This is a genomic window from Pseudomonas sp. 210_17 TE3656 (assembly GCF_054821965.1).
Window position 1 is genome coordinate 3,856,093 of record NZ_JBTRBC010000001.1, and the last position, 25,104, is coordinate 3,881,196.

At 61.7% G+C, this 25,104-nt stretch carries 23 protein-coding genes and 1 pseudogene; 10 read left to right on the plus strand and 14 right to left on the minus strand.

Annotated elements, in window-relative coordinates; translation table 11 throughout:
• Positions 1–52 precede the first annotated feature (52 nt).
• Positions 53–2,092, minus strand: coding sequence for a methionine--tRNA ligase (gene metG, locus ACVI9W_RS18095; RefSeq protein WP_461530723.1), 2,040 nt, complete (start codon positions 2,090–2,092; stop codon positions 53–55).
• A gap of 154 nt (positions 2,093–2,246) precedes the next feature.
• Between metG and apbC the strand changes: the two genes are divergently transcribed.
• A complete protein-coding gene (apbC, locus tag ACVI9W_RS18100; RefSeq protein WP_191830861.1) occupies positions 2,247–3,341 on the plus strand; it encodes an iron-sulfur cluster carrier protein ApbC in 1,095 nt (364 codons plus the stop codon).
• 137 nt (positions 3,342–3,478) lie between these two features.
• Here apbC and ACVI9W_RS18105 read toward each other — a convergent pair whose 3' ends face one another.
• Positions 3,479–3,688, minus strand: coding sequence for a cold-shock protein (locus tag ACVI9W_RS18105; RefSeq protein WP_010221054.1), 210 nt, complete (start codon positions 3,686–3,688; stop codon positions 3,479–3,481).
• Between the two features lie 350 nt (positions 3,689–4,038).
• Between ACVI9W_RS18105 and dcd the strand changes: the two genes are divergently transcribed.
• Together dcd and ACVI9W_RS18115 are read left to right on the plus strand one after the other, a co-directional pair.
• Entirely contained in the window at positions 4,039–4,605 is a 567-nt protein-coding gene (gene dcd, locus ACVI9W_RS18110; RefSeq protein WP_028943496.1) for a dCTP deaminase, read from the plus strand.
• A 99-nt stretch (positions 4,606–4,704) separates the two neighbouring features.
• Complete coding sequence (locus ACVI9W_RS18115) at positions 4,705–4,938, plus strand: hypothetical protein (protein WP_038607815.1); 234 nt, start codon at positions 4,705–4,707, stop codon at positions 4,936–4,938.
• Between the two features lie 3 nt (positions 4,939–4,941).
• Here ACVI9W_RS18115 and ACVI9W_RS18120 read toward each other — a convergent pair whose 3' ends face one another.
• The 11 genes and pseudogenes from ACVI9W_RS18120 to ACVI9W_RS18170 form a co-directional block, all read right to left on the minus strand.
• Positions 4,942–5,706: an ABC transporter ATP-binding protein gene (locus ACVI9W_RS18120; protein ID WP_038607818.1), complete on the minus strand. Its 765-nt coding sequence runs from the start codon at positions 5,704–5,706 to the stop codon at positions 4,942–4,944.
• A 27-nt stretch (positions 5,707–5,733) separates the two neighbouring features.
• Positions 5,734–6,849 carry a succinylglutamate desuccinylase/aspartoacylase family protein gene (locus ACVI9W_RS18125; protein WP_461530724.1) on the minus strand — a complete coding sequence of 372 codons (1,116 nt, stop codon included), beginning with the start codon at positions 6,847–6,849 and terminating at the stop codon, positions 5,734–5,736.
• Between the two features lie 7 nt (positions 6,850–6,856).
• On the minus strand, positions 6,857–7,567 hold the full coding sequence (locus ACVI9W_RS18130; RefSeq protein ID WP_038607823.1) for an ABC transporter permease: 711 nt from the start codon (positions 7,565–7,567) through the stop codon (positions 6,857–6,859).
• Positions 7,564–8,292, minus strand: a complete 729-nt coding sequence (locus ACVI9W_RS18135; RefSeq protein WP_038607826.1) for an ABC transporter permease — start codon at positions 8,290–8,292, stop codon at positions 7,564–7,566. Before ACVI9W_RS18135 ends, ACVI9W_RS18130 begins: the two co-directional genes overlap by 4 nt.
• Positions 8,293–8,402: 110 nt before the next feature.
• Complete coding sequence (locus ACVI9W_RS18140) at positions 8,403–9,185, minus strand: transporter substrate-binding domain-containing protein (protein ID WP_422420302.1); 783 nt, start codon at positions 9,183–9,185, stop codon at positions 8,403–8,405.
• A 198-nt stretch (positions 9,186–9,383) separates the two neighbouring features.
• A complete protein-coding gene (locus ACVI9W_RS18145) occupies positions 9,384–11,432 on the minus strand; it encodes a c-type cytochrome (protein WP_461530725.1) in 2,049 nt (682 codons plus the stop codon).
• A gap of 186 nt (positions 11,433–11,618) precedes the next feature.
• A pseudogene (locus tag ACVI9W_RS18150) lies at positions 11,619–14,061 on the minus strand (penicillin acylase family protein).
• A 110-nt stretch (positions 14,062–14,171) separates the two neighbouring features.
• Complete coding sequence (locus ACVI9W_RS18155; protein WP_038607838.1) at positions 14,172–14,372, minus strand: SEC-C metal-binding domain-containing protein; 201 nt, start codon at positions 14,370–14,372, stop codon at positions 14,172–14,174.
• A gap of 6 nt (positions 14,373–14,378) precedes the next feature.
• A complete protein-coding gene (locus ACVI9W_RS18160) occupies positions 14,379–14,849 on the minus strand; it encodes an LEA/WHy family protein (RefSeq protein WP_038607840.1) in 471 nt (156 codons plus the stop codon).
• Between the two features lie 5 nt (positions 14,850–14,854).
• Positions 14,855–15,331 (minus strand): YchJ family protein, encoded by a 477-nt coding sequence (locus ACVI9W_RS18165; protein ID WP_461530726.1) that lies wholly within the window; start codon positions 15,329–15,331, stop codon positions 14,855–14,857.
• A 4-nt stretch (positions 15,332–15,335) separates the two neighbouring features.
• Positions 15,336–15,830 (minus strand): DUF6231 family protein, encoded by a 495-nt coding sequence (locus ACVI9W_RS18170; RefSeq protein WP_461530727.1) that lies wholly within the window; start codon positions 15,828–15,830, stop codon positions 15,336–15,338.
• Between the two features lie 160 nt (positions 15,831–15,990).
• On the opposite strand from ACVI9W_RS18170, the gene ACVI9W_RS18175 reads away from it, so the two are divergent.
• The 4 genes from ACVI9W_RS18175 to ACVI9W_RS18190 all read left to right on the plus strand — a co-directional run bounded on the left by ACVI9W_RS18175 (position 15,991) and on the right by ACVI9W_RS18190 (position 18,600).
• Positions 15,991–16,677 (plus strand): OmpA family protein, encoded by a 687-nt coding sequence (locus ACVI9W_RS18175; protein ID WP_038607890.1) that lies wholly within the window; start codon positions 15,991–15,993, stop codon positions 16,675–16,677.
• Positions 16,678–16,767: 90 nt separating this feature from the next.
• A complete protein-coding gene (locus ACVI9W_RS18180) occupies positions 16,768–17,478 on the plus strand; it encodes an OmpA family protein (protein ID WP_461530728.1) in 711 nt (236 codons plus the stop codon).
• 95 nt (positions 17,479–17,573) lie between these two features.
• Positions 17,574–17,849 (plus strand): DUF1145 domain-containing protein, encoded by a 276-nt coding sequence (locus ACVI9W_RS18185; protein WP_461530729.1) that lies wholly within the window; start codon positions 17,574–17,576, stop codon positions 17,847–17,849.
• Entirely contained in the window at positions 17,842–18,600 is a 759-nt protein-coding gene (locus ACVI9W_RS18190; protein WP_461530730.1) for a collagen-like protein, read from the plus strand. The genes ACVI9W_RS18185 and ACVI9W_RS18190 overlap by 8 nt, the downstream gene beginning before the upstream one ends.
• Positions 18,601–18,692: 92 nt before the next feature.
• Here the strand turns inward: ACVI9W_RS18190 and ACVI9W_RS18195 are convergent, their stop codons facing one another.
• Positions 18,693–19,157 (minus strand): CopD family protein, encoded by a 465-nt coding sequence (locus tag ACVI9W_RS18195; RefSeq protein WP_461530731.1) that lies wholly within the window; start codon positions 19,155–19,157, stop codon positions 18,693–18,695.
• Between the two features lie 97 nt (positions 19,158–19,254).
• Here ACVI9W_RS18195 and dinG point away from each other — a divergent pair, with 97 nt between their 5' ends.
• From dinG to ACVI9W_RS18210, 3 genes are all read left to right on the plus strand, one after another.
• Positions 19,255–21,399 carry an ATP-dependent DNA helicase DinG gene (dinG, locus tag ACVI9W_RS18200; RefSeq protein WP_038607904.1) on the plus strand — a complete coding sequence of 715 codons (2,145 nt, stop codon included), beginning with the start codon at positions 19,255–19,257 and terminating at the stop codon, positions 21,397–21,399.
• A gap of 81 nt (positions 21,400–21,480) precedes the next feature.
• Positions 21,481–23,736, plus strand: a complete 2,256-nt coding sequence (locus ACVI9W_RS18205) for a beta-agarase (RefSeq protein ID WP_461530732.1) — start codon at positions 21,481–21,483, stop codon at positions 23,734–23,736.
• A 139-nt stretch (positions 23,737–23,875) separates the two neighbouring features.
• Positions 23,876–25,021, plus strand: coding sequence for a serine hydrolase domain-containing protein (locus ACVI9W_RS18210; RefSeq protein WP_461530733.1), 1,146 nt, complete (start codon positions 23,876–23,878; stop codon positions 25,019–25,021).
• Positions 25,022–25,104: the final 83 nt, after the last annotated feature.

Below are 25,104 nucleotides of genomic sequence, written 5' to 3' on the forward strand. Positions count from 1 at the left end.
AATGACGCGAGGATGAGAACGCCCCGGACGCAATCGTCCGGGGCGTGAGGCCTTACTTGATGCGTTGACCGGGCTTGGCGCCACTGTCAGGGCTGAGCAGGTAGATTTCTTCACCGCCGGGGCCGGCAGCCATGACCATGCCTTCGGAGATGCCGAAGCGCATTTTGCGCGGCTTGAGGTTGGCGATCATCATGGTCAGGCGACCTTCAAGCTTGGCCGGGTCCGGGTACGCCGACTTGATGCCGGAGAACACGTTGCGCTGCTCGTCACCGATGTCGAGGGTCAGGCGCAGCAGCTTGTCGGCACCTTCCACGGCTTCGGCCTTGAGAATCAGGGCCACGCGCAGGTCGACGGCAGCAAAGGTGTCGAAGTCGATCTCGGCCGACAGCGGGTCCTTGCTCAGTTCGCCATTGCCGGTAACCACGGAAGTCTGGCTGGCGGCCAGGTCTTCCTTGCTGGCGGCGGTCATGGCCTCGACCTTGACCGGATCGATGCGGCTCATCAGCGCCTTGAACGGGTTCAGCTGGTGATTGCTCAGGCGGGTCTGATGATCGTCCCAGGTCAATGGGGCAACGTTGAGGAACGCCTCGGCGTCGGCAGCCAGCAAAGGCAGTACCGGCTTGAGGAAGATCACCAGCTGGCGGAACAGGTTGATGCCCTGGGCGCAGATGGCCTGGACTTCATCCTGTTTACCTTCCTGCTTGGCCAGGGACCATGGTGCCTTGTCGGCGATCCAGGCGTTGGCGCGGTCGGCCAGGGCCATGATTTCACGCATGGCACGGGCGAAGTCGCGCGCTTCATAGGCCTCGGCGATGCTTGGCGCAGCGGCCAGGAACGCTTCGGTCAGCTCTGGCGCGGCGTCGCCGGCAACCATCACGCCGTCGTTGCCCTTTTGAATGAATCCCGCGCAGCGGCTGGCAATGTTGACCACCTTGCCGACCAGGTCGGAGTTGACCTTCTGTACGAAGTCTTCCAGGTTCAGGTCGAGGTCATCGACGCCGCGGCTGAGCTTGGAGGCGTAGTAGTAGCGCAGGTATTCCGGCGCCAGGTGATCCAGGTAGGTACGGGCCTTGATAAAGGTGCCGCGCGACTTGGACATCTTCGAGCCGTTGACGGTCAGGTAACCGTGTACGTTGATGCCAGTCGGCTTGCGGTAGCCCGCGCCTTCGAGCATGGCAGGCCAGAACAGGGCGTGGAAGTTGACGATGTCCTTGCCGATGAAGTGGTACAGCTCGGCCTTGGAGTCCTTGTTCCAGAACGCGTCGAAGTCCAGCTCGGGACGACGGGCGCAGAGGTTCTTGAAACTGGCCATGTAGCCGATCGGCGCGTCCAGCCAGACATAGAAGTACTTGCCGGGCTCGTCGGGGATTTCGAAACCGAAATACGGCGCGTCACGGGAGATGTCCCATTCCTGCAGGCCGGCATCCAGCCACTCGGCGATCTTGTTGGCTACGGCGTCCTGCAGGGTGCCGCTACGGGTCCACTGCTGGAGCATGGCCTGGAAGTCGGGCAGCTTGAAGAAGAAATGCTGGGAGTCCTTGAGCACCGGGGTAGCGCCGGAAATCGCTGACTTGGGATTCTTCAGCTCGGTCGGGGCATAGGTGGCGCCGCATTTTTCACAGTTGTCGCCGTACTGGTCTTCGGCGGCACACTTGGGGCAGGTGCCCTTGATGAAGCGGTCGGCCAGGAACATTTTCTTGTCCGGGTCGAAGTACTGGGTGATCGAACGGGTGGCAATGTGCCCGGCGTCACGCAGCTTGAGGTAGATCTGGCTCGACAGCTCGCGGTTTTCTTCGGCGTGGGTCGAGTGGAAGTTGTCGAAGTCCACCAGGAAGTCGGCGAAGTCGCCACTGTGCTCGGCCTGGACGGCGGCAATCAGTTGCTCAGGGGTGATGCCTTCCTTTTCGGCGCGCAGCATGATGGCCGAACCGTGGGCGTCGTCCGCGCAGACATACACGCATTGATTGCCGCGATGTTTCTGGAAGCGCACCCACATGTCTGTCTGGATGTACTCGAGCATATGGCCAAGGTGAATGGAACCATTGGCATAGGGCAGGGCGCTGGTGACGAGAATCTGACGTGGCTCGGACATGGGGGCTCGGCTACTTTTTTCGGCTACTTGAGATGAAACGATGATCGGCCACTATAAAACGCCGGGAAATTTATTTCACCCCATGGACGTCTGTGGATGTTTCGCGGGTTAGCATAGTGGTCTGTTTTACTCAGTCTTTTTAACGGGAGTCTCCATGAGTGCCGTCACTCGCGCAGCCGTCGAAGCCGTTCTTCGCCAGTACACCGATCCTTACCTGAACCAGGACCCGGTCAGCGCCGGCTGTGTCCAGGCCATCGATATCCAGGGCGAGCGGGTCAGTGTCCGGTTGCAGCTGGGGTACGCCGCCGGCCTGTTCAAGAATGGCTGGGCCCAGGTCCTGCAAACTGCCATTGAAGGTATCGAGGGTGTCGCTTCGGCGCAGGTTGAAATTAATTGCGTGATCACCGCGCACAAGTCCCAGGCGCAGATCCCTGGGCTGGCCAACGTCAAGAACATCATTGCCGTGGCCTCGGGCAAAGGCGGTGTGGGCAAGTCCACGACCGCCGCCAACCTGGCTCTGGCCCTGGCCCGTGAAGGCGCGCGCGTGGGTATTCTCGATGCCGACATCTATGGCCCGAGCCAGGGCGTGATGTTTGGTATCCCGGAGCGCACCCGTCCGCAGGTCCGCGAGCAGAAGTGGTTCGTGCCGCTCAAGGCACACGGCGTCGAAGTCATGTCCATGGCTTTTCTGACGGACGACAACACACCGATGGTCTGGCGCGGGCCGATGGTTTCCGGGGCCTTGCTGCAGCTGGTGACCCAGACTGCCTGGGACAATCTCGACTACCTGGTGATCGACATGCCGCCAGGCACCGGCGATATCCAGCTGACCCTGGCGCAGAAAGTCCCGGTGGCAGGTTCGGTGATCGTCACTACGCCGCAAGACCTGGCCCTGATCGACGCCAAGAAAGGCGTGGAAATGTTCCGCAAGGTCAATATCCCGGTATTGGGTGTGGTCGAGAACATGGCCGTGCATATCTGCTCGAACTGTGGCCACGCCGAGCATCTGTTTGGCGAAGGCGGCGGTGAGAAGCTGGCCAGCCAGTATGGCGTGGAACTGCTGGCCTCGCTGCCGCTGTCGATGCTGATTCGCGAGCAGGCCGACAGTGGCAAGCCGACCGCGATTGCCGAGCCTGAGAGCCAGATTGCCATGGTCTACCAGGAGCTGGCCCGTCAGGTGGGGGCGCGGATCGTATTGCAGGAGGCAGCGGCGCCTGCGATGCCGAATATCACCATCAGCGAAGATTAAACTGGAATCATCGCGGGGCAAGCCCGCTCCCACTGAATCGGTGGGAGCGGGCTTGCCCCGCGATGAGGGCCGAATTAAGGGCAAAAAAAAGCCCCGCCTGTTAAGGGCGGGGCTTTTTTCAAGCTGTAAAGCGGAAGTTAGATAACTTCTACTTCTTCAGCCTGCATGCCTTTCTGACCGCGGGTAGCGATGAAAGAGACCGCTTGGCCTTCTTTCAGGCTCTTGAAGCCGTCAGCCTTGATGGCTTTGAAGTGTACGAACAGGTCGTCACCGGATTGTGGGGTGATGAAGCCGAAGCCTTTTTCATCGTTGAACCACTTAACGGTACCGGTTTGGCGATTGGACATGGTCTGTCTCCTTGGACAAAGTTAACTACGACTCAGGAAACGCCCTGGCCGAGACTGAGTGCAAAGAGGCAGAAAATTCATGAAGATGGGTTGATCGAAATCTTGCATCAGGTAGATATTCTCAGTGACACGTGCAGCACAGTGGCGTCACCATAACCCTTTTTCCAGAACGTGCCAATGGTCTTGTTCAGCTTTCGCGCAAATCATGACTGACGGTGCTGTATGCCTCCCTGAACGCCCCGGTACACGGGGATTCGACGCTTGGCGGTGGATGAAACTTTGAACCGGGCGCCGGGCCCGGTAAGATGCGCCACAGAATTTCTTCACCTCGTTACTTCAGGACACCCGCCATGAGCATCAAATCGGACAAGTGGATTCGCCGCATGGCGCAGGAACACGGCATGATCGAGCCGTTCGTCGAGCGCCAGGTGCGCGGTGAGAGCGACAACCGGCTGATCTCCTTCGGTGTCTCCAGCTACGGCTACGACGTACGCTGCGCCGACGAGTTCAAGGTGTTTACCAACATCAATTCGGCGACCGTCGATCCGAAAAACTTCGATGCCGGCAGCTTTGTCGACGTCAAGAGCGACGTTTGCATCATCCCGCCGAACTCCTTCGCCCTGGCTCGCACCGTGGAGTACTTCCGGATTCCGCGTAACGTGCTGACCATCTGTCTGGGCAAAAGCACCTACGCCCGTTGCGGCATCATCGTCAACGTCACCCCGCTGGAACCTGAGTGGGAAGGTCACGTGACCCTGGAGTTCTCCAACACCACCACCTTGCCGGCGAAAATCTACGCCAATGAAGGCGTGGCGCAGATGCTCTTCCTGGAGTCCGATGAAGAGTGCGAAGTGTCCTACAAGGACCGTGGTGGTAAATACCAGGGCCAGCGCGGCGTCACCCTGCCACGCACCTGATCCGAAAAAACGCGGGAATTCCCGGCGGCTGGCAGACTCTAATGAGATGAACCGTTTCGCCAGGCAACAGGCCTGGCGGACTTCGCCGAGGAGCCGCTCATGAAACTCGATCCGGCCATCAGTGCCAAGCTGGCTGTGTTACAGCCTAATCAGGTCGGAGTAATGGCCTGGTCACTGCTGGCCCATCCGCATCCGCATTTCGCTCATGCAGGCGGTGTACCCGGTCAGCCCGACCCGGACACCCCCGACCAGCCGTCACCCGATGAAAATCATCCGATGGAACCGGGTGAGCCGACCTTGCCTGACGAACCACCACCCGCGCCCGTCGCCTGAGGCTTACTTCAGGTTACCGCTCAAGAACTGACGCAGGCGTTCGCTTTTCGGATTTCCGAGTACCTCGGCGGGCGGCCCCTGCTCTTCGACCAGGCCCTGATGCAGGAACATCACCTGGGTCGCCACTTTGCGCGCAAAGGCCATCTCGTGAGTCACCATGATCATGGTCCGGCCTTCTTCGGCCAGGCCCTGGATCACCCGCAACACTTCGCCGACCAGTTCCGGGTCCAGCGCCGAGGTTGGCTCATCGAACAGCATGACCTCCGGCTCCATGGCCAGTGCCCGGGCAATCGCCACGCGTTGTTGCTGCCCCCCGGACAGAAACGCCGGGTACTGCTCGGCCACGCGGGCGGCCAGGCCGACCTTATCCAGGTATCGCCGGGCGCGGGCTTCGGCTTCCTGCTTGCTGACGCCCAGAACCCGTCTTGGCGCCAGACTGATGTTGTCCAGCACGCTCAGGTGGCTCCACAGGTTGAAGTGCTGGAAGACCATGGCCAGGCGCGTGCGCAGGCGCTGCAGCTCGTCCGGATCGCTGACCCGCAGACCGAGGTGGTCATGGCTCATGTGCACCGGTTTGCCATCGAGGGTCATGCTGCCCTCGTTGGGTTGTTCGAGAAAGTTGATACAGCGCAGGAAGGTGCTCTTGCCCGAGCCACTGGCGCCGATCAGGCAGATTACGTCACCGGTCTTCGCCTTCAGCGAGACACCCTTGAGCACATGATGTTCGCCGTAGCGCTTGTGCAGGTCTTCGATGGTCAGTTTGTACATGCGCAGGCTCTCAAAGGTGACTATTGCTCAAGGCGATAACAGGTAACCGCTGCGGTAGGGCTGGCGGCCGGCCACATGCGCAATGACCATGCCGGCGGTAGCCATGCGCCGTAGCGAGCGGGCATACATGAGCCCGGGCTGGACGTTGCGCACCGCGGTCACCCGGTCGCTGAGCGGGTCGATGACTTCGGCGATCAACTGGTCGGTCTCCAGGTACTGGCCCGGCTTGGCGTGGAATACCAGCAAGCCGCCCAACGGCGTGGCCACCGGTTCCACACCCGCCAACGGGGTTGCCGGGTACGACAGTGGCGGAAGGGGGCTCGCTTGGCCTTCGATGGCGCCATATTGCGTCAGATAATCGAGAATTGCCGCGCAATCCTGTTCCGCCAGCGGGTGACTGACATCGCCTTGGCCGCGCAATTCGACGGTGACCGAAAAGCTGCCTTGCGGGATCGGGAACTGTTTGCCGAAACGCTGCTGCAGCTGCCACCAGACCAGGGTGAAGCACTCATCGAAGGACTGCCCGCCCGAATCGGTGGCGAGCAGGCTGGCCTGGGCGCCGAGGTAGCGCGACAGAGGCTCGACTTGCGGCCAGGCCTCAGGTGTCGTGTACAAGTGGGCGACGGCTTCGAAGTCACAATGCAGGTCCAGCACCATCTCGGCATCGCAGGCCAGTCGCTGCAGGGTCAGGCGTTGCGACTGCAGCGGTGTGTGGACCGGGTGGGTATCCAGGGCACGGCGCAGGCATTCGCGGATCAGGGCAATGTTGTGGTCCTGATCCTGGCTCAGGTGCGCTTCGATCTGATCGCCGATCTTGTCGCTCAGGTCGACGAAGTTGCGATTGAAATTCTCGCCACTCTGCAGCTCGAAGCGGCCCAGCGGCATATCCATCAGCACCTGTTCCAGGCCGACCGGGTTGGCGATCGGCACCAGTACGATCTCGCGGCGCAGCAATCCCAGGGCTTCGAGCTCGCCCAGGCGTTGCTTGAGGTGCCAGGCCACCAGCATGCCGGGCAGTTCGTCGGCGTGTAGCGAGGCCTGGATGTAGATCTTTCCGGCGCCCCGCGGGCCGAAATGGAAGCTGTGGATCTGGCGGGCGATCCCTGGAACCGGTGCCAGAATATCGTGGGTCGAGTGATGCATATCAGTCCTAGTGAGTCGGTCCTAGAAAAGCCAGCCAGCGCCGTTCGGCGAGGCGGAACAGGCCAACCAGAGCGAAGGTCACGCACAGGTAGATCAGTGCGGCGATACCGAACGACTGGAAGGTCAGAAACGTGGCCGAGTTGGCGTCGCGGGCGACCTTGAGCACATCCGGCACGGTCGCGGTGAAGGCAACTGTGGTGGAGTGCAGCATCAGGATCACTTCGTTGCTGTAGTAGGGCAACGAGCGGCGTAGCGCCGACGGCATGATGATATAAGCATAAAGTTTCCAGCCGCGCAGGCCATAAGCCTTGGCTGCTTCCACCTCGCCATGGTTCATGCTGCGGATCGCGCCGGCGAAGATCTCGGTGGTGTAGGCGCAGGTGTTGAGGGCGAAGGCGAGGATGGTGCAGTTCATCGCGTCACGAAAGAAGCTGTCGAGCAGCGGTTGCGCGCGCACGGCGGCCAGGCTGTAGATCCCGGTGTAGCAGATCAACAGCTGGATATACAGTGGTGTGCCACGGAACAGGTAGGTGTAGAACTGCACCGGCCAGCGGATCCAGAAACGCGGCGAGACGCGGGCGATGGACAAGGGTATCGAGACCACGAAGCCGATTGCCAGCGCGGCGGTCAGCAGCCACATGGTCATGGCCAGGCCGGTGATGTGCGTGCCATCGGTATAAAGAAAATCGCGCCAGTATTGCTGCAGCAATTCGATCATCGGATGGCCTCCCGGGTGCCGACGTTGTAGCGGCGTTCCAGCCAGCGCAGGACGATGTTCGAGGCGCTGGTGATAAGCAGATAAATAAAGGCTGCGACCATCAGGAAGTAGAACAGCTGGTAGCTGCTCTTGCCGGCATCCTGGGCGGCCTTGACCAGATCAGCCAGGCCGATGATCGAGACCAGGGCGGTGGCCTTGAGCATGACCATCCAGTTGTTGCCGATGCCGGGCAGGGCGAAGCGCATCATTTGCGGGAAGACCACGAAGCGAAAGCGCTGCATACGCTTGAGGCCATAGGCGGTGGCGGCCTCGACCTGGCCGCGGGGCACGGCAAGGATCGCACCGCGGAAGGTCTCGGTGAAGTAGGCACCGTAGATGAAACCCAGGGTGATCACGCCCGCCGCGAACGGGTCGATTTCAATGTATTCCCATTCCATGTAGTCGGTGAGCGTCGTCAGCCAGGTTTGCAGGCTGTAGAAAATCAGCAGCATCAGCACCAGGTCGGGGACCCCGCGGATCAGCGTGGTGTAGGCCTGGGCGATCAGGCGCAGCGGGCGCACTGGCGAGAGCTTGGCGCTGGCGCCGAGCAGGCCCAGGCCAACGCTGACCAATAGCGACATGAAGGATAATTTGATGGTCATCCAGGTGCCCTGCAGCAGCAAAGGGCCGAAGCCCTTCAGGCTGAAGGCCGAGAGTCCCAGAAACTGCAACAGGTCTTCGAACATGTAAGCAACCTATGCCAATGGCTGTGGGAGCGGGCTTGCCCCGCGATTGCGGTCTGTCAGCTACATCGCATCGCGGGGCAAGGCGAGTCGTCGCACCGCCGCTCCTACAGTTATTTGCCGCTGTAGAGGTTCAGATCACCGAAGTGTTTCTTCTGGATCTCGGCATAGGTACCGTCATCGTGTAACGCTTTGATACCTTTGTTGATCAGGTCCTGGAGCTCTTTGTTACCTTTTTTGATACCCACCGCGGTCTTCGACGGTAGCAATTCGCTTTCTACCGGTGCGCTGACTTCATAGTCTGTGCCCTGAGGCGACTTGAGAAAGCCCAGTTCAGCCTGGAGCATGTCCTGTATGGAAGCATCCAGACGGCCGGAGGTCAGGTCGGCATAGACCTGGTCCTGGTTCTGGTAGGCCTGGGTCTTGACCCCTGCTTTGTCCAGCACGGCCTTGGCGTAGGCCTCCTGGATGGTGCCTTGCTCATAGCCGACCGTCTTGCCTTTGAGCGAAGCCGGGTCGGCGCTCAGTCCGGAACCTTTTTTGTACACCAGCGAAGTCGGGCCGGAGAACAGTTCATTGGAGAAGTCGATGACTTTTTCCCGCGCCGGGGTGACGGTCATGGACGAGATTACCCCGTCGAATTTGTTGGCCTTGAGGCCCGGAATCATGCCGTCGAAATCGCTCTCGACCCACTTGCATTTGACTTTGAGCTCGGCGCAGATGGCGTTACCCAGGTCAATGTCGAAGCCCACCAGGCTGCCGTCGGCAGCCTTGGATTCAAACGGGGCATACGACGGGTCGACGCCGAAGCGCAGCTCCTTGTATTCCTTGGCCAGGGCATTGCCCGCAGCCAGACACAGTGCAAGTGCAGAAAACGTCAGCCATGCTTTTTTCATTGTGTGTCCCTGGATTTGTAACCTAGTGGGGTGGCACTGGGCCGTTACCGGCCAGTGCCTGACATCACAATGACAGCAATTTTCACACCATATTCTTGCAGTGTAGGAGCGGATTCATCCGCGAAGGACTGCATAGCAGTCCCTTGTCTGGGGCAGCGACCCATTCGCGGATGAATCCGCTCCTACAGAGGCAAGCCTTTAGTAGCGCGCATCCATCGGCTTGCCGCCGTTGGGCCAGTCCTTGACCTTGTCCGGGAAGTCCGGTCGCGGCTGCTGCGAGAACCAGGCGGCAACGTCCACTGCTTCCTGGTCGCTCAGGCCACCCTGGCCCAGGGGAAAACGCTCATGAAAGCCGATCGGCATGTTGCGTTTGACGAATGCGGCAGCCGTGTAGGTGCGCGCCATACCGGCGCCGATGTTGAAGGACTGCTCGCCCCACAGTGGCGGGAACACCAGGCTGCCATCCGCGCGGGCCAGCCCCTGGCCATCGGCGCCGTGACACACCGCACATTGTTTGACGTAGACCTGTTGGCCGTTATCGAGGTCGGGCTTGATCGCTGGATCGATCTTGCCAACACCACGGCCAGCCACTTTGTCGCCGGGCTGGGTGTTGTTTTTCATCCACTCGAAGTAGGCGACCATGGCCTGCATGTCAGCGGACTGTGGCGGAATCGGCTTGCCGTTCATGGAGCGGCGGAAGCAGCCGTTGATGCGCTCTTCCAGGGTAATCACCTTACCGGCGCGCGGCGCGTACCCGGGGAAAAACGCCGACACGCCAACAAAGGGCGAACCATCGGCCACGGTACCGGCGTTGAGGTGACAGCTTGTGCAATTGAGCGCATTGCCGACGTTGTCCGGCAGCAGTTCCTTGGTCTGCAGGTGCAGGCGCATGCCGCGGATCACCTGGTCGGCATTGGCGGCGGCGAGCAGGTCGGCCAGGCGCGGGGTCTCGAAGGCAGTCGAGTCGGTGGTTTGCGGGTTGAGCTGAGCGCGCAGCTTTTTCACCTGTTCCGGAGTGACCGCTGAACTGTTGTTGCCCCAGCGGCTGCGCACGAAACTGAGGATTTCGGCGATTTCCTGATCCGATAAACGCGCGAAACCGGGCATGGTGTAGGTCCGCGAATGGGTGGCGGTCTGTGCGGTCTCCCAGCCAGTCAGGGTGATGTGCAGCAGCGATGTCGGGTCGCTGGAAGCAATGCTCGGGTTGCCGGCCAGTGGCGGGAACATGCCGGGCACGCCCGCGCCGTCGGTACGGTGGCAGTCGCTGCAGAACTGGGTGTAACCCAGGCCACCCCGGCTGCTGAACAGATCGGCCGGTGGCGCGGCCGGCGTCAGTGCCACGGCGGGCATGGGCAGGTCGTTTTCGCCCGGCGGCAGGGATTTGAGGTAGCTGGCGATGGCGGTCAGATCGGTATTACTGAAATGCTGGGTGCTGTGGTGAATCACGTCGGCCATGTTTCCGGAGACCGTGGCGAAGCGGTTCTGTCCGGTTTTGAGCAATTGTACGGTGTCTGGCACCGTCCACAGATTGCGCAGACTCAGGGCGCGCCAGTGCTCGACGGTTTCCCCGGCGAGGAAGTGCTTGCCACTGCTGCCGGTGTCACTCATGGCCTTTTCCTGAAAGGCGATGCCGCGCGGGGTATGGCAGGCGCCACAATGGCCCAGGCCCTGCACCAGATAGGCGCCGCGATTGATCAGCGGATCGCGGTCCGGGTCGGGTTCGAACGGTTGATTATCGACAAACGCCCAGTTCCAGAATGCCAGCCCCCAGCGCATGTTGAACGGCCAGCTCATGTCGGCGGCCTGGTTGGACTGGCTGATCGGCTCCACCGCTTGCATCAGGTAGGCGTACAGCGCCTGCATGTCCTCCTCGCTGATTTTGGCGTAGGACGGGTAGGGCATGGCGGGATACAGATGGGTGCCGTCGGCGCTCACCCCTTCGCGCATGGCCTTGTCGAACTGCTCGAAGCTGTAACGCCCGATACCGGTTTCCGAGTCCGGGGTGATGTTGCTTGAGTAGATCGTGCCCATAGGCGTCTTCAGTTGCAGCCCACCGGCCATCAACGGACCTTGCGGGGCGGTGTGGCAAGCGATGCAGTCACCGAGCTGTGCAACGTAGCGGCCACGTTCGAGCAGTGACTTGTCGGTGGTTTCAGCCGCTGCCATGTCTGGCTCACTGGCGTGAAGGGCGGGTATCAGCAGCAACGTCGTGGCGCACAGGGCCAGGCGTGAAAGTACGGAAGCCATTGCATATTCCTTTAGTCACCCGGCCTGGGTGGTCCCTTGGGCGCAGGTGTGCAATCGTTTTTATGATTCATCAGGCAGCACTGGGAACGAGGCTCGTCCCAGTGTTGTTGTAGAGGATTTGCAGGCGGGTACAGTTGATATGGATCAGCGCAGCCGGCATTGCACCGGCTGCGGGGTGCGAGAGGATTACTTGCCCGGCACCAGGGTCAGACGCTTGCTGCCGTAGGCGCGGTCGAAGTTTTGCGGTTGCAGCGGCAAACTCATGTAACGGCCCTTGAACCAGGCGTCCAGGCCATCGGCAAAGTGCGGGCTGGCCGGGTTGCCGGACTGGCCGCTGCTGCTCTGCAGTTGCAGCGGTTCGATCTGGCCGAAGTCCACCACCATGCGCAGCGACGGCGCCAGCTGGGCGTTGAAATCCTTGCCCCAGGCATAGGGCGCAAGGTTCAGGGTGCTGTGGTCGCCGCCGCTGGCCTGCGGGCCACGACTGACGGCATCACCCAGGCCATGGAAGGTCGCTGTCGGCCAGCGGTACTGGTGCAGCTTGCCCCATTGCCAGGCGCGACGGTCATTGCCCTGTTGCGCTTCACCGGCAGTGACTGCTGCGGCCAGGCTGCGGGCGAGGATCGTTGGTTTGTCTTCTTGCTGCGCGGTGCGCTGGTCGTTCCAGAACGGGCTGTCTTCACGGCCGAGCAAATGATCGGCCTGTGCCGAGTAGGACAACCGCGCATTACCGACGAAGGCCTGCCAGGTCGCCGAAGATTCCGGGCCGAGCTCATCGAGGAAGGTCAGTTTCGCGCTTTCCTGCAGGAACAGTTCATACAGGGCGGCGTCGGCCGAGGTGGTACTCAGGCGGCCATCGAAGGCCATCAGCCGCGTATAGGCTTCACGGGCCTTGCTGCGCTGATCGCCGGGCAACGCGTCGATCGCCTGTTTCAGCGGCTGAGCCATGCCGGGTGCTTCGAACATCTGCTTGAGTTTGGCGGCGAACAGGGTGGTCTGGTCGTTTTGCATGGTGATCAGGCTGCGGCTGTCATGCTTGCCGTTAGCGGCCAGCTCCCCCAGGCGCTCGGCGCGCTCGGGGTAGTACCAGCTATTGGACAACTGCATGCCGTAACCTTTGGGCACGCTGCGCTGGTTGGCATTGCCAAGCCAGCCCTGCGGCGGGTCCTGGTCGTAAGGGTGGAGCATCGGGTCGGCGTAGCCGTCCCAGTCGTAGCGCCCGTCCCAGCCCGGCGAAGGCAGCAGCCCCTGGCCTTCACGACGGTTGGGGAAGCGGCCGCTGACCTGCCAGCCGATGTTGCTGGCGTCGGCGAAGACGAAGTTCAGCGCTGCGGCACCGATTTCGCGGGTGTTGTCGAAGGCGCGCTCGACGTTCTGCGCCCGTGACAGGTTGAAAAATGCATCCAGGCTCTGGTCGCCCCTGAGCTGTGGCAGTTGCAGGGCCAGGCCCAGGCTGGCGTTCTGCGCCTGGCCGAGCAGGCGTGCCATGACGGGTGTCGTACAGGGTTTCGCGCTGTGGGCGCTGGCCTTTGACGAAGAAGGTTTCGTTGCGCGCCAGGGCTGGCAGCCATTTGCCGTCGGCCTGGTACATCAGGCGGCTGCCTTCGCGTTTAAGGCGTTCCAGGTACAGGTCTTGGTTATCGGCCATGACCGCACTGGCGCTCCAGGCCAGTTTGCCGTTGTAGCCGGAAAGCAGCAGTGGCAGGCCGGCAATGGTTACACCAGCGCCCTGGTATTTAGGTGCGCGGATCTGCACCGGTGTCATTGCCCAGGCCCCGAGGGTGTCGCTGGCCAGCAGGCTCTTGCCGCTACGGCTGCGTTGCGGGGCAATCGCCCAGTTGCTGGAACCGGCTGTGCCCAACAGGTTGAGGGCAGCCAACTGTTCGCTGGCGGCGCTCAGCGGTGCCAGCCCGGCCAGCGCGTTGCCCAGGCTCAGGCCTTTGAGCTTGTCGGCCTCAGCTGTCGGCAGGGGTTCGTCAGGGTAGCTGGGCAACAACCACGGCAGTTTGTCGCTGCCGACTTTCTGCGCCAGGGTCAACGCGGCGAGCTCTTCCTGCAGGTTGACCGACTGGCTGAAGTTGTACAGGCAGAAGATCAGTGCCGAGTCTTCAGGCTTCCAGTATTCCGGGCGGTAGCCGCTTTGCGCCAACGGCGCCGGGAGCCGGTCGCGGTAACGGAACAGGTAGGCGTTGACGCCACGGGCATAGACTTCAAAGAAGCGCTTGAGGCGTGGCGAGGCATCGGCGTAAAGCTGGTTGGCGGTCTGTTTCAGGTTGGCGCCACGCATCAGCCGGTCGACTTCCAGTACATCCGGGCCGGCAATCTCGGCCAGGCGACCCTGGGCCAACAAGCGCATGCCGACCATTTGCCCGATGCGGTCACCGGCATGCACATAGCCCAGTGCGAACAGGGCGTCGTGGAAGTTGCTGCTTTCGATCAACGGCATGCCCATGGCATTGCGTCGTACCGAGACGTTCTGCGCCAGGCCTTTAAGGGGTTGTATGCCGCTGGTCGGTGGCACGCTGTCGCGGTAGCCACCCATCTGGCAGCCGCTCAGGGCAAGCACGCCGAACACCGCTGCGGCTACGCCGAACCGGGGGAGGAAAGGGGGGAAGGCTGGCGCGGCCATGGTCGGGCTCCTGCAGGGCGTGGCGTCTAAAAGGCGCTACGTTAGTGAGCCCGACCACGCCATGCAAGCGGGGCACAGCCTTTATTTTTCAGGCTGTTCAAAGGCCACTATCAGGCCCCGTGGCACTTTTTGAACTTCTTGTTGCTGCCGCATGGGCACGGGTCGTTGCGGCCGACGTCCTTCAGGGCGTTGCGCACCGGCTCCTGGTGACCGTGGTTGCAGTGCGGACCGTGAACATGGCCGTGGTCATGGTCGTGATGATCATGATCGTGGTTGCAGTCAGGGCCATGGACATGGGGTTGTTGAGTCATTGCGGGTTACTCCGGTAAAAGATCGCCGGGAATTATCTCACCACTGCGCGACAAGTGCAGTTCGCGGGCGAAGAATAATCCGCTGTTGAGCTCACCATCGAGGCGGTAGCGCAAGGGAAGGTCAGTGTTTTTGAGCATTTTCGCCAACGGTTTGACCTGCTTCCAGAGGTTGGTGCGCACGGGGATCTTGAAGGTCCGCCGGGCATGCCCACCGACACTGCGCCACAGGCTTTCCTCCCCCTCGACCAGTAACAGATCGTTCAGGTGCACGGTGTAACTCAGGTAGCGGATGAACAGGCGTCCGTCGTTGGGGTTGTCGACGCGTACATGAAGGACGAATTCTTGCTCCAGCAGGTGCATCTTGACCGCTTCGACCTTGACCAGGCGAACCTCGGGATCGCGGTAGTCACTGTCCAGCCAACTGGCACACCCGGTCAGTTGCAGTATCAGAAAGCTGAGTAGCAACAGACGGGTCATTGGCGTTAGCTCCCTAGATAACTGGCGCAGCACTTCTTGAATTTCTGCCCGCTGGCGCATGGGCAGGCGTCGTTGCGTCCGGCTTTCAGGCCGACTGTCGGGTCGATGAAATACCAGTGCCCGCCATTCTGCACAAAGGCCGAACGCTCGCGATGGCTATGTTCGCCGTCATTATCGTGCCAGCGGGCGGTGAAGGTGACGAAGGCATGTTCAGGCTTGCCGCCAAATACCTCGGCGCTTTCCACTTCAAGGCCCAGCCAGGTGCTTTGCGCGCTCCAGGCGGCAATCGCGGCGCGGTCAAGGCCGGCCTGCTGTGCAGGCAGGGTGGTGTTCACCAGGTAATCGATCAGCCCCAGCACATAGGCGCTGTAGCGCGAACGCATCAGCGTCTGCGCATCGGGGGCCGGATGCCCGGCGTGATAGTGTCCGCAACAGGCGTCGAGCAGATTACCGCTGCCGCAGGGACAAACCGAGACACTCATTGTTTCACCACCAGTACTTGCCAAAATTTTGCGGATTGGCCCAGAACTTGGCATTGAGCCAGTCCGGGACCTGTTTGTATTCACGTAGATCATAGGTGAACAGGCTCAGGACCTGATCATCGCGCTGAAATTTTTCGTTGGCTTGCAGGGCCAGGGCGAAGAAATCGGTGTCTTGCCAGCCGCAGGCGCTCAGGTCGGCCAGCACTGCCACGCGGCTGGCATTGAGGTTGCGGATGCCGCCGAGCAACTGCAGGCCATCGCGCTTGGGCAGGTGCTCCAGGCAATCGACCAGCAAGGCTAGATCAAAGCGCTGAGCGGCCAAATCCGTAGGTAGAGGTCCCGGTTCAGTCTGGGCAATCTTCACGTGCGGGTGCGCCTGGACAAAGACGTCCAAAGCCGGAAAACGCGTGCCGACCAGTAATAAACGCTGCGGTAGATGGTGTTCAAGCAGCGCCGCCAGGGCTTGCTGCGGGGTTCGTTGGGAAAATCCGTCAATCATCGGGAATCCTCGGTCAGATGCGTCAAGACTAACGATCTCGGGCCGTCAGGCATAGAGGCTGACAGCCGCATCATGGCTTATTGCTGGCGGAGTCGGTTTGTGCGGTCTTTACTCCCATAGCATCGGTTTTAAACCGATTCCCCCAAGGAGACGCAACAAAATGAGCATAGTACGCACAGCATTACCTCTGGTTCTGCTAACCAGCGTCTTAACTGGTTGCGCAGGTTTGCAAAAAACTGACTGGCCGATATGTGCTGCCGTCGGGGGTGTAGGCGGCGCGGGATTGGGCGCCATAGAAAGTTCAAGCTGGGCTGGCTGGGGTGCATTGCTTGGCGCTGGCCTGGCGGCAGGCTATTGCTGGGCCCACGGCGATGGTGATGAAGATGGTGACGGCGTACCGGACAGCCGTGACAAGTGTCCGGGTACCCCGCGTGGCGTTCAGGTCGATGCCAATGGCTGCCCACCAGCGCCTGTGGTCGAAGAAGCGGTCGTGGTCAAGGAAGAGGTCATCGTCATTCGCGACGTTCACTTCGAGTTCGATTCTGCCCGGTTGACGCCAGCTGACAAGGAACGCCTGAATACCATTGCGACCCGCCTGAAAAACGAGGCGCCGACGGCCAGACTGAGTGTCACCGGTCACACCGACAGCGTCGGTCGCGATGCCTATAATCAGAAACTCTCGGAGCAACGTGCCCAATCGGTCACCGACTACCTGGTCAGCAGCGGAGTGCCGCAAGCCAGCTTTGTTTCGGTGCAGGGTGCAGGCGAGTCGCGGCCGGAAGCCGACAATGCGACCGCTGAAGGGCGGGCCATGAACCGCCGTGTGGAGATTCGTATCCAGCGCTGAAGCGCAACCGGCCTGCGGCTTGAGAAGTGCCGCAGGCCAGTCTTTACTCCTGTGTGACCGGTAGACGCCGGTGACACAGGAGCAATTCCCATGAGTGTTTTCTCCAAGGCCGCAGTACCGGTGCTGGTGACTGCAAGCCTGATCTCCGGCTGCGCCACCCACAGTGATGGCAGCGCCCCACTCAATCAAAGGACCTGGCCAGTCTGCAGCCTGCTTGGCGGTTTGGTAGGTGGCGGGCTGGGGGCTATCGAAAGTTCTGCCTGGGCAGCCGGTGGCGGTGTTGCCGGGGCCATTGCCGGCGGCCTGATCTGCTATGCCCAGGACGGCGACGAGGACGAGGATGGTGTGTTCGACCGCCGCGATCGTTGCCCTGATACGCCGGCCAACACGCCGGTCAGCCATACAGGTTGCCCACTCCCGCAATATCCGGTCACCGACAAGGCAGCGCCCGAGCCTGAAATCATCACCCTCAATGACCAGGGCTCGGTGATGTTCGCCTACGATTCCGCCGAACTGACCAGCAGCGCCCATAGTCAGTTGCAGGGGTTGATGAGCAAGCTCAATGCGCCCGGTGTGACAAGCGTCAAGGTGATCGGTCATACCGATAGCCAAGGTTCGGATGCCTATAACCAGACGCTTTCCGAGCGGCGCGCCAGCAGCGTCGCCGAGTACCTGATCAGCCAGGGCCTGGCACCCTCGAAAGTGACCAGCCAGGGCCGCGGTGAAAGTGAACCGATTGCCGACAATGAGACCGACGCCGGGCGCGCGCAGAACCGCAGGGTAGAACTGCACCTCAATTGAACCTGCCTCTGGTGCGCGGCAGTGCCAGCCGTTACTGTTGCAGGCGATGCCAGGGCTTCTGGCATCGCCTAAAAAAATAACAGCAGGGGGCGCGTATGAAGGGCTTACTAGGGTTGGGCAAAGCCCTGACGGTAGTGTTCTGGTGGGTGGTGCTGGTGAATCTGCTGATTCCCCAGGAATTCCCCTTCAATCGATTGATCGCTCTGGCCGGCGCTGCATTGTTCGGGCTGCACGTGCTGGAAGTGCTGTTTTTCAATGGCCGCCTGCGTGGGCGCAGCCATCGCTGGTTTGACCGCTTGCAGATCCTGCTGGTCGGTATCTTTCATGTCCTTTCGATTCCAGCGCCCCGTCAGGAGACTAAACATGCGTAAGTTGGTCTTGCTGGCTGCATTGTTCAGCCCCCTGGTGCTGGCGGAGTCGATCAGTGTCGCGCCGCACTCGGTGCTGCGTTTGCCGAATAAATCCAGTGTCGTGCACCTGCAGCGTCTGCACGTGGCCGATGCCGCAACGCTGCTGTTGCCGGCCAGTCTGGTCGAACTGAAAGTGGACGAGCTGCAGCTGGGGCAGGAGGCACGCATTGCCATTGCCCCGGCCGAGAGCACATTACGCGTTGAAGTGGCGCGGGCACAGCTGGGTGAGGGCAGCCAGATCGCCGCGCGTGGCGCTCCGGGCACTTATGAGCGAGCGGCGCTGGCTGGGCGCAACCTTGATCTGCAGTTGCGTGCCGTGCAAGCGCCGTTGCTGGCGATCGATGCCCGCGGAGGTGCTGGGGCGCCAGGGTACGTCGGGCTTGACGGGGCCAACGGCAAAGCTGGCGGATGCACATGGGGCCAGGCAAGCCGTGGTGCCAATGGTGACAACGGTGGCGATGGCCATGATGGCGCGGCGGGCGGTCGGGTACGACTGGCGCTGCCGGCGGACTTTCCCGCAGAACGGATCAAGGTCCAGCTCGACGGCGGGGCGCCAGGTGTAGCGGGTGCAGCGGGCAAGCCGGGAGCAGGGGGCGTGAGCAAGGGTTGCCTGGTCTACCGGACGGCTGCGGGCGCACCCGGGAAACCAGGGGTTGCCGGTCAGCCAGGATTGGCGGGCAATGCCGGCGAGCTGATCCTGCAGCGCTTGTAGGTGTAATTGTCGGTGGGAGCGGGCTTGCCCCGCGATTGCGCTCTGTCAGCCACATCGTATCGCGGGTCAAGCCCGCTCCCACCGGTTGTGCGTTACACCAGCAGGCGCGTAGTTGCCACTAGCACCACGGCAATCCCGAGCAACAGGTTGATCCCCACCAAGCGACGAATCTTGCCCAGCACCACCGCGCCTGTCGGCCAGTCTTGCGCCTGCACCGCTTTGCGCAATTCCGGCAGCAGCAACGACTGGACACGAATGAACAGCGCGATCATCGCAATAGCGCCGCCAATCATCACCTGTACATAGCGTGGCGCCGCGTCCAAGCCGGCAAAACGCAGGTGCAGCATGCCTATGCCGCTGATCGCCAGGACCGCGATGGCTAACCAGACCCACACGAAGAAACGCTGAAACACTTCTACCCAGAGGCGCAGACGGTCAGGCCCTTGAAGGGCTGCAACCGCCGCAGGCCGCAGGATCAGCCAGGCGAAGAACATCCCGCCGACCCATACCAGGGCGGCCAGGACGTGCAGGCTATAAGGAAGGGTAAAGGCGCTCATCGGGATCTCCATTCGGCGCAAAGGGCAATAGCGGGGTATGATAGCGACCCAATCGAAACACTGAAAATTTATCCAGCCCTTCGGGCGCCCCGACACCATGATCAGCAACGAACTCAAAACCACGATTCAGGGCGCCTATTCGCGTTTTCTCGAAGCCAAGAGCCTCAAGCCTCGCTACGGCCAGCGTCTGATGATCGCCGAAGTGGCCAAGGTGCTTGGCGATATCGCCTGTGACGATGAAGGTCGGCGCGCCGGCGATCCCGCCGTGGTGGCGGTCGAGGCCGGTACCGGTACTGGCAAGACGGTTGCCTATAGCCTGGCCTCGATTCCCGCTGCCAAGGCCGCCGGCAAGCGTCTGGTGATCGCCACCGCGACGGTAGCCCTGCAGGAGCAGATCGTCTTCAAGGACCTGCCCGACCTGATGCGCAACAGCGGCCTGAACTTCACCTTCGCCCTGGCCAAGGGGCGTGGTCGCTATCTGTGCCTGTCCAAGCTCGACCTGTTGCTGCAGGAGGGCCATGCACAATCGGCCACTGCGCAGCTGTTCGAGGAAGAGGGCTTCAAGATCGAGGTCGACGAAGCCAGCCAGAAGCTGTTCACCAGCATGATCGAGAAGCTTGCCGGCAACCGCTGGGACGGCGACCGTGACAGCTGGCCGCAAGCCCTGGAAGACCAGGACTGGGCACGCCTGACCACCGACCATAGCCAATGCACCGGCCGCCATTGCCCGAACTTTGGCCAGTGCACCTTCTACAAGGCCCGTGAGGGCATGGGTAAGGTCGACGTCATCGTCACCAACCACGATATGGTTCTGGCCGACCTGGCCCTGGGCGGTGGCGCGGTGTTGCCTGATCCGCGCGACACCATCTATGTGTTCGACGAAGGTCATCACCTGCCGGACAAGGCCATTGGCCATTTCGCCCACTACACCCGTCTGCGTTCCACCGCCGACTGGCTCGAGCAAACCGCCAAGAACCTGACCAAGCTGCTGGCCCAGCACCCGTTGCCGGGCGACCTGGGCAAGCTGATCGAGCAGGTGCCGGAACTGGCGCGGGAGATCAAGGCCCAGCAACAGTTCATGTTCAGCGCCTGTGAGCAGGTGGCCGATTTCCGTCCCGGCGAGGATATGGAGGGCCGCGAGAGGCCGCGTCACCGCTTCGAGGGCGGTGTGGTGCCCGAGCACATGCGCGAGATGGGGATCGAGCTGAAGAAGGGCTTCTCACGCCTGACCGATCTGTTCACCCGTCTGACCGAATTGCTTAAAGAAGGTATGGATGCCGAGGTCAATATCGGTATCGCCAGCCATCAGGCCGAAGAGTGGTACCCCTTGTTCGGCAGCCTGTTGATGCGCGCCCAGGGCAACTGGGAGCTGTGGACCGCCTTCACCGCAGAAGACCCGGAAGACAGCCCGCCCATGGCCCGCTGGCTGACCCTGGCCGAGAGCGGGGCGCTGTTCGACATCGAGGTCAACGCCAGCCCGATCCTTGCGGCTGAAATGTTGCGGCGCAATCTGTGGAACGTTGCCCATGGTGCGCTGGTGACTTCGGCAACCCTGACCGCACTGGGCAAGTTCGATCGTTTCCGCATGCGCGCCGGTCTGCCCAAGGATGCGGTCACCAGTGTCGTGCCCAGCCCTTTCCATCATGTCGATGCCGGTGTGCTACGGGTGCCGGACCTGCGTGCCGACCCTCGGGATGCGGCGGCACACACCGCGGCGATCATTCGTGATCTGCCGGAGCTGGTTGAGGGTTCGCGTGGTTCGCTGGTGCTGTTCTCTTCGCGCAAGCAGATGCAGGACGTGTTCGATGGCCTGGATCGCGACTGGCGCAAGCAGGTGTTCATCCAGGGCAACCTGTCCAAGCAGGAAACCCTGAACAAACACAAGGCGCGTGTCGATGGCGGTGACTCCAGCGTCCTGTTCGGCCTGGCGAGCTTTGCCGAAGGTGTCGACTTGCCGGGCGCCTACTGTGAGCACGTGGTAATTGCCAAGATCCCTTTCGCGGTACCGGATGATCCGGTCGAAGCGGCCCTGGCCGAGTGGATCGAAGCGCGTGGCGGCAACCCGTTCATGGAAATCGCTGTACCAGACGCTTCGTTGCGCCTGATCCAGGCCTGCGGTCGCCTGCTGCGTACCGAAGAGGACCGCGGCACCATCACCCTGCTGGACCGACGTGTGGTTACCCAGCGCTACGGTAAGGCTATTCTCAATGCCTTGCCGCCGTTTCGACGGGAAATTTCCTGACCCCCGGGGATCATTGCTCCGGGGCGTTGTCTATGTCTCAGTTCAAGGCCCGCAAGGGCCCTCAAGGAGAGCTCCAGCCCTATGATTCGCCGTACCTTGCCTGCTGTCTTCGCACTGTTGTTCAGCACACCGCTGCTGGCCGGGCAACAGACGCTGTTCAGCTTTGTGCGCCCGGCCGCCGTGGTCAACGTGGTGACCGAAGATGCCAGCTTGCCGCAATACAACGCAGAGCAGACGGCCGAGGGTGAGGTATTGCGGCGTGTGGTGTTCAACCCGGTGCAGCGCCCCAGCCTGCGGCTGAGCCCGCAAACCGGTGTCTGGGACTGGTCGGCGGCCACAGCCCTGACCTTGCGCCTGCAAAGTGGTATGGACTGGCCGTTGACCGTGGATGTCACGGTGTTGAGTGGTGACGGCAAGACCCTCACCAGCCGTATCGACCTGCCCGCCGGGCCGGCACAGACGATATGGGTGCCACTGACGGCCAGCTCGCCGCTGAGCCAGGGCATGCGTGCCGGGCCACCGATGCCCTGGACGCATGACGGCCAGCGTTGGGTGCTGACCAGTAGCAGCGGTGCGCTGGACTTGAAGCAAGTGGTGTCGGTGACCTTGTCGATGAACAAGCCCAATGTCGCCCAGAGTCTTTTGATTGAACGCGTTGGCATTCAGGATGACGACCAGCTGCAAAAGGCTGCGTATACCGGTTTGATTGATGGCTATGGCCAATCAACCCGCGGCCGCTGGCCGGAAAAAATCGTCAGCGATGACCAGCTCAAAGCCGCCGCGACCCGTGAGCAGCAGCAGCTCAAGGGCTGGCTGGCTGAACGCACTCAGTTGCCGCGCGACAAGTTTGGCGGCGTGACGACAGGCCCAGGCTTCGATGCCAAGGGCTTCTTCCGTACCGAAAAACGTGATGGACGCTGGTATCTGGTCACCCCTGAAGGCCATCCGTTCTACTCGCTGGGCGTCAACACCGTGGCAGCCGACGGCGGCCGCACCTACGTAGCCGGACGCGAGTCGATGTTTACCGCCTTGCCGCAAGCGGGTGAGCCACTGGCGCAGTTCTATGGCGAGGGTAACAACAACGACGGCAACGGCTCGGCTAGCGGGCGAAACTTCAATCAGGGGCGCTGGTTCGACTTCTATGCCGCCAACCTTGAGCGCAGCCATGGCAAACCCTGCACGCCGGTCGCGGCGACTGCCGCCACGGCAGCAGTGGACTGCCCAGTACCGGCGCTGGACCTCAAGCGCTGGCAGGGACATACCCTCGACCGTCTGCAGGCCTGGGGCTTCAATACCCTGGGTAACTGGAGCGAGCCGGCCTTGGGGCAGGCCAACCGTCTGCCTTATACCTTGCCGTTGTCGATTGTCGGCGATTACACCAGCATCAGTACCGGTATGGACTGGTGGGGGCGTATGCCTGATCCGTTCGACCCGCGCTTTGCCATGGCCACCGAGCGTGCCGTGGCCATCGCTGCCCGTGACCACCGTGACGATCCCTGGCTGATCGGCTATTTCGCCGACAATGAACTGGCCTGGGCAGCTCCTGGGGATGACCCCAAGGCCCGTTACGCCCTGGCTTATGGCACCTTGCGCCTGACCACGGACGTGCCGGCCAAGCGGGCGTTCCTCAAGCAGTTACGCGACAAATACCGTAACCAGGCCGGGCTGTCCAAAGCCTGGGGGATTGATCTGCCAGCGTGGGAGTTGATGGAAGACCCAGGTTTCGAGCCGCCGCTGCCGAGCGCGGAACACCCCGAGATCGAAGCCGACTTCAAGTACTTCCAGAAGGTTTTTGCCGAAACCTACTTCAAGACCATCGCGGACTCGCTCAAGTGGCATGCGCCCAATCACTTGCTGCTGGGCGGCCGCTATGCGGTCAGCACACCCGAGGCGGTGGCGGCCTGTGCCGAGTTCTGTGATGTTCTGAGTTTCAACTTCTATACGCCCAAACCGCAGGACGGCTACGACTTCAGCCAGCTCAATGCCCTGGACAAGCCGGTGCTGGTGTCGGAATTCCAGTTCGGCTCACGTGACCGCGGGCCGTTCTGGCCAGGGCCTATGGAAGTGGCCAAGGAAGAAGGACGCGGCCCGGCCTATGCCGCTTTCGTCAAGGCCGCCCTGGCCGAACCGTCGATTGTCGGTGTGCACTGGTTCCAGTACCTGGACCAGCCTGCCAGCGGGCGCTTGCTCGATGGCGAGAACGGTCACTTCGGGCTGGTGGGTATCACCGACGTACCATTCCAGGGTTTTGTCGACAGTGTGCGTAAGAGCAATCTGCAAGCACAGGAGCAGATCGGCAAGGCAGGCGTCAGCGAAAACACCTCAAAAGCCCCGTAGCAAAGGCGTGGCGGCCTGAGGCAGGCAAATTGCCTCGGGCCCGCTGGGCGACGCTCTGTCCAGTGTCTGTTCCCAAAACCGCCGCAGGCTGAAACAATGCACGCCATTTTCGATAGCAGTATGCGCGGGGAGCGGCTGGGTGCAGATTCAGGGTCATTACGAGCTTAAGTTCGAAGCCGTGCGCGAGGCCTTTGCGGCGCTGTTCGACGATCCTCAGGAGCGTGGCGCAGCGCTGTGTATCCAGATTGGCGGGGAGACCGTCGTTGACCTCTGGTCTGGTACCGCCGACAAGGACGGCGCCGAGGCCTGGCACAGCGACACCATCGCCAACCTGTTCTCCTGTACCAAGATGTTCACCGCGGTGACGGCTTTGCAACTGGTGGGTGAGGGCAAGTTGGCCCTGGATGCTCCGGTTGCGCGTTACTGGCCGGAATTTGCCCAGGCTGACAAGCAGGCGATTACCTTGCGCCAGTTGCTCAGCCACCGGGCCGGGGTGCCCGCACTTCGCGAGCTGATGCCTGCAGAGGCTTTTTACGACTGGCAAACCATGGTCCAGGCGCTGGCTGCCGAGGCGCCCTGGTGGACGCCTGGCACTGCTCATGGCTATGCGGCCATCACTTATGGATGGCTGATCGGTGAGTTGATTCGACGTGCAGACGGTCGCAGCCCTGGCGAGTCGATCGTAGCCCGCACCGCCCGCCCGCTGGGTCTGGATTTTCACATCGGCCTGGCTGACGATCAGTTCCACCGGGTCGCGCATATTGCCCGAGGCAAGGGCAACATGGGCGATGAAGCGGCCCAGCGTCTGCTTCAGGTGACCATGCGTGAGCCTCAGGCGCTGTCCACTCGCGCCTTTACCAACCCGCCCGGCATGCTCACCAGTACCAACAAGCCGGAATGGCGGCGGATGCAGCAGCCGGCGGCCAACGGCCATGGCAATGCCCGCAGCCTCGCCGGTTTTTATGCCGGTGTGCTCGATGGCAGCCTGCTGGAATCGGAGCTGCTCGACGAACTGACCCGTGAGCACAGCCTGGGCCAGGACAAGACGTTGCTGACCCAGACCCGGTTCGGACTAGGTTGCATGCTCGACCAACCGACCGTGGCCAACGCCACCTTTGGTCTGGGCAGCAAGGCCTTTGGTCACCCGGGCGCCGGCGGCTCTGTTGGTTTTGCCGATCCGGAGTACGATGTGGCCTTTGGTTTTGTCACCAATACCCTGGGCCCTTATGTATTGATGGACCCGCGTGCCCAGAAGCTGGTGCGTGTCCTGGCAACCTGCCTTTGATCGGTTAGCCCCAATGTTACCTGAACCCTTTGTCTATTCTGGCTTCCAAGGATTAGCGCAAATGGGCGGAATTTCTTTCATTT